Below are 2,261 nucleotides of genomic sequence, written 5' to 3' on the forward strand. Positions count from 1 at the left end.
GTGTTCGGAGCAGGGGCCCCCGGCGCGTGACGCACGCACCCCGCACCCTCCGTGCGAACCAACGGTCTTCCGCTTGCGGATGCTGCTGAGAAGAAAAAGACGGCGCCACCCCCGCGATCAACTGTCAGACCCGTGATGTCGAAAAATCAGTCCGTGTGGATCTAGCCGGTGCGGGCTCCATATCGGTTGCCCGTGTTTCGCCATGATCCAACAAATGTTTCGATCGAGACCGTCATGCAATCGCCCCAAGGTTCGCGCCGGCTCGGCCACCGCACCATGTCGGACCGAAGGATGCCGCTCTATGCGAAGTGGGCATCTTTTACGGTCATATGACGGTCGTGCTGGGGTGTCAGCACCGCCGATGCCCTCCGTACCGGCAGGCCGCTTGAAATCATGGGCAATGCGGCGCGCTTGGCCCATGTGTCGGATTGGCTGTGGAGCGCCCCGCTCCGTCTCGCAGTCTTTGGCCGAAGCAGACATATTTAGCGTCATCCACGGACCTCGTCCGGTGAGGACCATCCCCTCGTGCCTTGGAAGCATTGAGGCGACAACGGGGTTTTTGGCCGGATCATGGGGGGCCTGGCTGCCGGGGGTGCCGATCCGAAGACGATCATGATCGATGGCATGTATCTGAGCGCGCATCGCACGGCTTGCAGCCTGTGCGCGAAAAAGGGGGGCGTGGTCGCCAGATCGGCCAAACAAAAGGGTTCGAGGGAAAAAGGAGCTGTCCGGCGGACAGTTTCGCCCGAGAATGGAACACGAAGCTGCATGCCGTCGCCGATTGGCCGATCCGGTTCTCGGGGGATTGGTCCACCGGACCAATCCCTGATCGTCGAACCCATGCCGGCAGGACAGGTCAGCGATGATACCGGCGCGGCGGCACTTCTGGACAGCCTCCCGCAGGTCGAATGGCGCCTGACAGACCGGGGATGTGACGCTGACTGGCTGCGAAAATCTTCGCAAAACAAAGGAATAAGAGTAGGTATTCCCGAGCGGAAATCCCGCAAGAGGACCGTGGAATACGGCACGCGGCGCTACAGGCGGCGCAATCGCATCGAGATCATGCTCGGTCGCCTGAAGGGCTGGAGACGGGTCGCCATGCGTTATGACAGGTGCCCGGAGACATACCTTTCGGCTATCGCTTTGGCCGCAACCGTCATGTTCTGGCTGTGATCGAGACGGATTCCTGACCCAAAGAGGCTGACCGGCCGAAAAGGGCCGTTCACCGGCTCATCTCTTGATCGTCGCATCTCGGGCAGCCGATTCTCTTACAATGGCTAGGAATGCCGCAAATCCTGCCGAAGGGTTGCGCCTTCCGGGATAATACAGGCTGAAGCCCGGGCGGGGCGGCGTCCAGTCGTCCAGCAGGCGGATCAGCCGCCCGGCGGCGATGTCATCGGCCACGTCCTGCTCGATGAAGAACCCGATGCCGGCGCCTTCCAGGACGGCCATGCGGGCGATGGCGGCCTCATCCAGGGTCAAGCGGCCCTCCGCCTCGATCTGAACCGCCTCTCCGGCCCGCTCGAAGGTCCAGCGGAACAACGCGCCGTTCGGCAGGCGCACGTGGAGGCAATCCCTAAGCGGCAGGTTCGCAGGGGTCTGGGGCGCGCCGTGCGCCGCGACCCAGTCCGGCGAGGCGACAACCGCATAGCGCTGCGGTTTTCCCAAGGGCAGCGCGATCATGTCGCGGGGCACGAGATCGGCGGGGCGGAGGCCCAGATCGAACCCCTCGGCCACGATGTCGACCAGACGCCCCTCGGTGACCAGATCGACAGCCATGTCGGGGTATCGGCGCAGGAAGGACAGGACCAGCGGCGTGATCGCGCGTCCCGCCTGGACCGAGGCGTTGATGCGCAGCAGACCCGACGGCGTCTGGCGCCGCGACTGCACCACCTCCATCGCCCCTCGGATCTCGGCCACGGCAGGGGCGATACGATCGACGAAGGCGCGCCCGGCATCGCTCAGCGACACGCTGCGCGTGGTGCGGTTGAAGAGGCGCACGCCAAGGGTGGCCTCCAGCCGCGCGATGCTGTGTGACAGGGCGGTGGTGGACATGCCCAGATCCAGCGCCGCCGCCCGGAACGATCCGCGCCGCGCGATGGCCAGCACCGCCTCCAGCCCCTTCAGACCGCTATCCATTGTCCCGATCCTGTCATCACCTGATGCCGGTTTATCCTGATTATCCGCATGGCGGTCCAGCGCTATGGTGATGCCATCAGACGCGAAAGGACCGATCCCATGCAATTGCCCCATCCCATCCA

Annotated in this window: 1 protein-coding gene and 1 pseudogene; one reads left to right on the plus strand and one right to left on the minus strand. The window is 64.2% G+C overall.

The features are described 5' to 3' along the window. Window positions 1-546: 546 nt before the first annotated feature. Window positions 547-1,173, plus strand: a pseudogene (locus EG885_RS22215) (transposase); the annotation flags it as partial. A gap of 57 nt (window positions 1,174-1,230) precedes the next feature. Here EG885_RS22215 and EG885_RS22220 read toward each other — a convergent pair. Continuing rightward, window positions 1,231-2,139 (minus strand): LysR substrate-binding domain-containing protein, encoded by a 909-nt coding sequence (locus tag EG885_RS22220; protein WP_131579030.1) that lies wholly within the window; start codon window positions 2,137-2,139, stop codon window positions 1,231-1,233. Window positions 2,140-2,261 lie beyond the last annotated feature (122 nt).

Source organism: Paracoccus nototheniae, assembly GCF_004335005.1.
GTDB classification, from domain to species: Bacteria; Pseudomonadota; Alphaproteobacteria; order Rhodobacterales; family Rhodobacteraceae; genus Paracoccus; species Paracoccus nototheniae.

What these genes read in the sequence shown, in the direction of transcription:
- EG885_RS22220 (WP_131579030.1), bottom strand. Translation starts at nt 2,139, where the DNA reads ATGGATAGCGGTCTGAAGGGGCTGGAGGCGGTGCTGGCCATCGCGCGG.